We start from the raw sequence: 6,167 nt of genomic DNA on the forward strand, positions 1-6,167 counted from the left end.
CGCCCTACAAGTGGTCGGGGAAATAAGGCGCCAACGTCGTCGCCACCCTCGTCGCCTGATCGCACGCCGCGTCGACTGTTGTGAAATCCTCCAACTCGCTGTACCCGATCATGAACTCGAGAATCCCCGGCTCGATCGCCACCGACACCGTGCACGCACTACCGCCGCGGAAATCCGACACCAGAGCACGCCGCCCGCCGATCTCGGTCTCACTCAGGACGTCGAAGCGGTCGTCGCTCCTCACGCTGTCGGGCGCTTCACCGATTGCCGAAACGACGATCCCTGAATACGAATCTTGCGACTGAAATCCGCAGCCGAAGTTCTGGGGATTGTCGCGATCCGGCATGCGGTCGGGTGGCCGGGCATCCAGGCGGACAGCCGCGAGGGCTTCCGAGGAGAATCCGTCGCACGGATGGAATGTGATCTCAGGAACTGGCGTCTCGTCCGCCTGTCCGCCGACCGGCTCCGCACAGCCACCAGCGACCAATACGCCCATGGCAATTACGAACGGCAATGCGAAGCGCCGGACGCGAGTATTCACAGCTCAGATCCTGCGGTTCCGAGGCTTGCAGCGATGGCATCATCCTGCGCGGTATAGCTGGCGAGAACTGCTTCGAACATCGATTTCATATCCTTCACGTACGACTGATGCGCGGTGAGCAATCCGACCGCAGTGTTCGCTATGCCGATGCCACCTCCCCCGATTGCTTTCTCGTCGAATTTGCGCGCCAACTCCCGCGCGGACTCGATGTCTTTCTCACCGATACCCAAGTCCGTTGCGCGCAGTTCGTGGCGCGCCCGGTTTGCGAGTTCCCCCATGCGCCGCGCGTGGTCATCGCACAGCTTGATGCACTGCTCTATGCCTGCGGGGTCGAGTTCGAGCCTGCCTCCCCCGACGACGTTCTCGGTGAAAGCCTTCCATCCGGCTTCCGGTGCTTCTGGCCCCGCCATGTCGGTGTCCCCTCCGTGTGTCCTGCTGTGTCCCCACCTGTGCAATCGCCCGGCGCGTGGCAATCTACCAACCGCGGGCACCGACCGCCCCTGCTCGGGGAGTGGTACCGACCCTGATCAGGGTGTCGAGCGACGATACGAGCTGTTCGGGGCCTGCCGGGTGCGCGGCGGCGGGATCGTGCGGTCCGATCACGTAGCGTCCGTCGCCGGCGATGTCGATCCATTGCATGACGCCGACGTCCCTGCCGCTGCCGTAGCGGGGGCCGCGGAAGACCCGGATCTTCCCGCGGCCCGCGTATCCCTTCTGCACGGCAGATTCGAGTCGCGGGGCGGGGGCCACCCGGTTGACCTCCTGCAGGATTCCCTGGGAGAAGTGGGCGTCCTCCGCGTCCCGCCGCTGGAACCGGCGCCGGCCGGCGGCGTTCTGTGGGATCAGCCCGATCAGTTGGGCGCCCAGTCGCCCGGCCGCACCGGCGCCGATCACCACGTCGCCACCGATCTGCGGTGCCCGGCCGGGGAGTTGCGAAGCGATCACCACCCATTGCCGGTGTTGCGCACCGATGATGCGGATCGGGGTCTCGTCGGCGGTTGAACCTGAGACCTCGACATACACCTCGGGTTCGGCGAGCACGTCCAACGCCGACCTCACATCGTCGTGCTCGGATCCAGCGAAGGCTTCGCGTATCCGGTTCTGCTCGGCGACATATGCATTGAGCCCGGGGTGCGCGCTCACGATCCGGAGCGGGTACGGGGTGCGATCCTGCCCGGTGCCGGCCCACAGTGCGTCGAACAGTTCGGGACGCAGCCGCCAATTGCGCATGTTCATGCGCCGATCACCGGCGGTGAGACGAGGGGCAGTTTGCCGATCAACTCGTTACCGTTGTCGAGGGTGATCAGGTAGTCGGGCGTCTTGTGTTCCTTGTCCTCGCCGCCACCCCTGCCGGCTCCTCCGCCGCCCATCATTCCCCCACCCATCGGGCCGGTACCCCGCATTCCGGCGCCCGCGCGACCTCCGGCGTTGCCCCCCGCGACCCCGGGTGCGGTGCCGGGCCGGGCCACGGCCCCCGGCTGATTCCCGGCGCCGACACCACCGCCGAGTCCGCCGACTCCCAGTCCGCCGCCACCGGAACCCCCACCCACACCTGCGGATCGCGAGCCGGCACCCGAGGATGTATCGGCGCTGGAAGGCACGCCCGACCGGCTCTGTGCCTGATCCCCCGTCACCGAGGCCGGGGCCGTCGTCGCCGGTGTAGTGGCAGCCGACGGCGCGGTTGCTGCATTCTCCTGCGTGCCGTCCGCAGCGGGTGCGCCGTCCACACCAGGCTCGGCGGACGGGTCGCTGACGGGAACGACGCCGGTATTCGGCTGCCCGGTGTTCAGTCCGCCGAAGCGATCGCTCGAACTCGGGGTGCCGCTCGCGTAGTCGACACCGGGCCCGCCCGGACCCGAAGGAACGTCGACGATGCTCTCCGGCTTCGTGAACGACGGGACGTTGCCGTCCGAGGTCGCGAGTCCGGGGTTGTAGATCGTGGCCATCTTCTCGCGCGCTTCGCCGTCGCGCCGGTAGTACTCGTCCTCGGTGTCCGTGTCCCAGGGCGTCAACTTGTCCCACAGTCCGGTGCCGATGGTTTCGGGAACCTGCGACCGAAGCGACGCCACCGTCTCCGCCAGCGGCGTCAGCGCGTCCGCCACTCCGTGAAGTTGTTCCTGCGCCTGCGGCGCGGAGGTCGAGTACCGCTCGGTCTCTCCGTAGGCCGCCGATGCGGCAGCACCGTGCCAACTCTCGTTGATCGCCTTCTTGATCGCGTCGCTGAACTCGACGATCGCATCGTGGGCCGTCGTCCCCAGTTCGGTCCAGGCTCGTGCGATGCCGCTGACGTGCTCGACATTCATGCCGGCGACGGCGCTGGCAATCCTCGCGTGATCCCACTGGTCCGAGTGAAAGTTCTCGGGATCCTTGATGTATGCCGGGTCGGTCACGTTTCCCCCTCCGATGGCGCAGTCACCACGCACGGTCAATTGTTCTGACGCAGCAGGACCCTCACCGGTTCCGCCCGCCCCCGCGAGAGAATCTACAAGACGGCACTCGGAACCCTAGTATCGAATATGTGCCGGCAATCGATCTGAACAGCGACCTCGGCGAGAGCTACGGCGCCTGGACCCTCGGCGACGACCTGGCGATGCTGAAGCTCGTGACCAGCGCCAACGTGGCCTGCGGTTTTCATGCGGGCGATCCCGCCACCCTGTCGGCCACCTGTTCGGCGGCGTCCGAGCTGACGGTCCGGATCGGCGCCCAGGTGGGCTACCACGACCTCGCCGGGTTCGGACGCCGGTTCATCGACATCGCCCCACGCGACCTGACGGCCGACGTCGTCTATCAGATCGGCGCCCTCGACGGTCTCGCCCAGGTTTCCGGCTCGGCGGTGGCGTACGTGAAACCGCACGGCGCGCTGTACAACGCGATCGTCCACCACCGCGAGCAGGCCCGCGCGGTGGTCGCGGCGGTCAGCGCGTACGACGAGTCGCTGCCCGTCCTCGGCCTGCCCGGTTCGGCGTTCCTCGAGGAGGCCGAGAAGGCCGGACTGCGGACGGTCACCGAGGCGTTCGCCGACCGCGCGTACACACCCGAGGGGACACTGGTGCCGCGCACGACGGACGGGGCCGTCCTGCACGATCCCGCGGTGGTGGCCGAACGGGTCCTCAGGCTCGTCGTCGATCACACCCTCGAAGCGGTCGACGGCACGGTCCTCGCGGTCACCGCCGAATCCGTCTGCGTCCACGGCGATACGCCCGCAGCCGTCGAGATGGCCACCGCCATCCGGTCGTTGCTCGACACCGAGGGCATCACGGTGGAGCCGTTCGTGTGATGCGCATCCTCGACGTCGGAGAAAGCGCGGTCCTCGCCGAGTTCGAGGATCTCGGCACCGTGCTCGCGCATTTTCGTGCGCTGGACGGCTCTCGGCCACCCGGGGTCGTGGAGGTGATTCCGGCGGCGCGCACCATCCTGGTGCGGTTCGACCACGGCGCGACCAGCCGTGACCGCGTCGCCAAGTGGGTGCGGACCACGGAATCGGAGGCGACGGTCGCCGAGGATGCGCCCGATGAGATCCGGATAGACGTGCGCTACGACGGTCCCGACTTGGAGGACGTGGCCGAGCTGACCGGTCTCGGTGTCGACGGCGTCGTCGCCGCACACACCGGAACTCCGTGGACGGTGGCGTTCTGCGGCTTCGCACCTGGTTTCGGCTACCTCACCGGCGGCGCACCCGAACTGCACGTGCCGCGCCGGTCGACGCCTCGGACCTCGGTCTCCGCCGGGACCGTGGCTCTGGGCGGGGAGTTCACGGGAATCTATCCCCGCAGCTCGCCCGGCGGGTGGCAACTCATCGGCACCACCGACGAACCGATCTGGGATGCCGAACGCACTCCCCCCGCCCTGCTCCGCCCCGGCGTCGTCGTGCGCTTCGCGCCCGTGAGTACTTATTAACCGCCCGACGTTAATAAGTACTCACGGGCGCATCTCCGGGCTCCCCCGACGATGGAGCCGGCGGCCGATCCTGTTCTTCGACATAGCCTTCCGGCAGGGACAGTGCGAGCGTGGACGTGGTCGAGCTCATAGATTCTCTCCGTTGAGATCCGGGCGCCGTGTGTTGTCGTGGAAAACGAGAAAGATCCGCCCCGCGGGCGCCATTGACCGCGGGACGGATCGAGTGTCGGGACACGCGTGTGCCGGCAGACGGGGTGTGTCAGGAGTTGCGGTGCGCGTCCGCGATGTCGAGAACCGTGTCGAGGATCGCGAGTCCTTCGCGGGCCTCGGCCTCGGTGACGGTGCACGGAGGCACGGCGTGAATGCGATTGAAGTTGGCAAACGGCAGCAATCCTCCTGCCTTGCACGCCGCGATCACCTCGTTCATCGCCGGACTGGAGGTGCCGTACGGAGCGAGCGGTTCCTTCGTGGCACGGTCGGCGACGAGTTCGATCGCCCAGAACACGCCGAGTCCGCGGACTTCACCGATCGACGGGTGCCGGTCGGTCAGGCCACGCAGTCCGGGACCGAGGATCTCGCTGCCGATCCGGGCCGCGTTCTCGACGATCCCCTCGTCCTCCATCACGTTGATCGTCGCGACTGCGGCTGCAGTGGCGAGCGGATGTCCCGAATAGGTAAGCCCGCCGGGGTACGGCCGGTTGGCGAACGTCGCCGCGATCTTCTCGCTGATCGCGACACCACCGAGCGGGACGTACCCGGAGTTGACCCCCTTCGCGAACGTGATCAGGTCGGGAACGACACCGAAATGGTCGATCGCGAACCACTTTCCGGTCCGGCCGAAACCGGACATCACCTCGTCGGCGATGAACACGATGCCGTAGCGGTCGCAGATTTCGCGGACACCGGCCATGTAACCGGGCGGGGGCACCATGATCCCCGCGGTCCCGGGAACCGATTCGAGCACGATCGCTGCAATCGAGTCCGGCCCCTCGAGGCGGATCAGCTGGTCGAGGTGCTCGAGCGCGCGCTCGGTTTCCTGCTGCTCGTTCTCCGAGTGGAACTGCGACCGGTACAGGAACGGTCCGTGGAAGTGGACGACTCCGCTGTTGCCGTAGTCGTTGGGCCACCGGCGCGGATCGCCGGTGAGGTTGATCGCGGTGTCCGTGCCGCCGTGGTACGAGCGGTACCGCGACAGCACCTTGTAGCGGCCGGTGTGCAGCCGAGCCATGCGCACCGCATGCTCGTTGGCGTCGGCGCCGCCGTTGGTGAAGAACACCTTGTTCAGGTCACCCGGGGTCCGCTCGGCGATAAGTCGCGCGGCCTCGGAGCGGGCGTCGTTCACGTACTGCGGTGCGATGGTGCACAGCTTCGCGGCCTGGTCCTGGATGGCGGCAACGACTTTGGGGTGCTGGTGCCCGATGTTCGTGTTGACGAGCTGGGACGAGAAGTCGAGCATGCGGTTCCCGGCACCGTCCCACACATACGAACCCTCGGACGCGAGGATCGTCATCGGGGTGATCTGCTCCTGCGCGGACCACGAGTGGAACACGTGCGCCCGGTCGAGGGCATACGCGCGCTCCCCTTCGACACGGGCCACGTCGAGAGACTGACCGGTAGGCAAAAGTTCCGGGGAGACTGTCGTCGTCATGACCGTAGGTCCTTTCCGGCTCAGTTGTTCTGGGGGAAGCCGAGGTTGAGTCCGCCGTGGCTGGGGTCGAGCCAGCGGGTG

The 6,167-nt window shown here is 67.3% G+C and carries 7 protein-coding genes; 2 read left to right on the forward strand and 5 right to left on the reverse strand.

Going from position 1 to position 6,167, the window contains the following annotated elements; genetic code table 11:
- Window positions 1–4: 4 nt before the first annotated feature.
- The 4 genes from QM806_RS36080 to QM806_RS36095 form a co-directional block, all read right to left on the reverse strand.
- Window positions 5–541, reverse strand: a complete 537-nt coding sequence (locus tag QM806_RS36080) for a DUF3558 domain-containing protein (RefSeq protein WP_005566095.1) — start codon at window positions 539–541, stop codon at window positions 5–7.
- The gene (locus QM806_RS36085; protein ID WP_005566096.1) at window positions 538–951 is read right to left on the reverse strand and encodes a hypothetical protein; all 414 of its coding nucleotides are present in this window, start codon (window positions 949–951) and stop codon (window positions 538–540) included. The genes QM806_RS36080 and QM806_RS36085 overlap by 4 nt, the downstream gene beginning before the upstream one ends.
- 64 nt (window positions 952–1,015) lie before the next feature.
- Entirely contained in the window at window positions 1,016–1,777 is a 762-nt protein-coding gene (locus QM806_RS36090) for an ESX secretion-associated protein EspG (RefSeq protein WP_283294570.1), read from the reverse strand.
- Window positions 1,774–2,931 (reverse strand): hypothetical protein, encoded by a 1,158-nt coding sequence (locus tag QM806_RS36095; RefSeq protein ID WP_054248479.1) that lies wholly within the window; start codon window positions 2,929–2,931, stop codon window positions 1,774–1,776. Before QM806_RS36095 ends, QM806_RS36090 begins: the two co-directional genes overlap by 4 nt.
- Before the next feature lie 128 nt (window positions 2,932–3,059).
- Between QM806_RS36095 and QM806_RS36100 the strand changes: the two genes are divergently transcribed.
- Both QM806_RS36100 and QM806_RS36105 read left to right on the forward strand, forming a co-directional pair.
- The gene (locus QM806_RS36100) at window positions 3,060–3,818 is read left to right on the forward strand and encodes a LamB/YcsF family protein (protein WP_005574154.1); all 759 of its coding nucleotides are present in this window, start codon (window positions 3,060–3,062) and stop codon (window positions 3,816–3,818) included.
- Window positions 3,818–4,438: a 5-oxoprolinase subunit B family protein gene (locus tag QM806_RS36105; RefSeq protein ID WP_005265166.1), complete on the forward strand. Its 621-nt coding sequence runs from the start codon at window positions 3,818–3,820 to the stop codon at window positions 4,436–4,438. The genes QM806_RS36100 and QM806_RS36105 overlap by 1 nt, the downstream gene beginning before the upstream one ends.
- Window positions 4,439–4,697: 259 nt before the next feature.
- Here QM806_RS36105 and QM806_RS36110 read toward each other — a convergent pair whose 3' ends face one another.
- Window positions 4,698–6,086: an aspartate aminotransferase family protein gene (locus tag QM806_RS36110; RefSeq protein WP_283294573.1), complete on the reverse strand. Its 1,389-nt coding sequence runs from the start codon at window positions 6,084–6,086 to the stop codon at window positions 4,698–4,700.
- Window positions 6,087–6,167: the final 81 nt, after the last annotated feature.

This window comes from Rhodococcus sp. IEGM 1351, assembly GCF_030056875.1.
Taxonomy (GTDB): Bacteria; Actinomycetota; Actinomycetes; order Mycobacteriales; family Mycobacteriaceae; genus Rhodococcus_F; species Rhodococcus_F opacus.

Coding starts and splice junctions, on each gene's coding strand:
- QM806_RS36085 (WP_005566096.1), bottom strand. CDS start 951: ATGGCGGGGCCAGAAGCACCGGAAGCCGGATGGAAGGCTTTCACCGAG.
- QM806_RS36090 (WP_283294570.1), bottom strand. CDS start 1,777: ATGAACATGCGCAATTGGCGGCTGCGTCCCGAACTGTTCGACGCACTG.
- QM806_RS36105 (WP_005265166.1), top strand. CDS start 3,818: ATGCGCATCCTCGACGTCGGAGAAAGCGCGGTCCTCGCCGAGTTCGAG.
- QM806_RS36110 (WP_283294573.1), bottom strand. CDS start 6,086: ATGACGACGACAGTCTCCCCGGAACTTTTGCCTACCGGTCAGTCTCTC.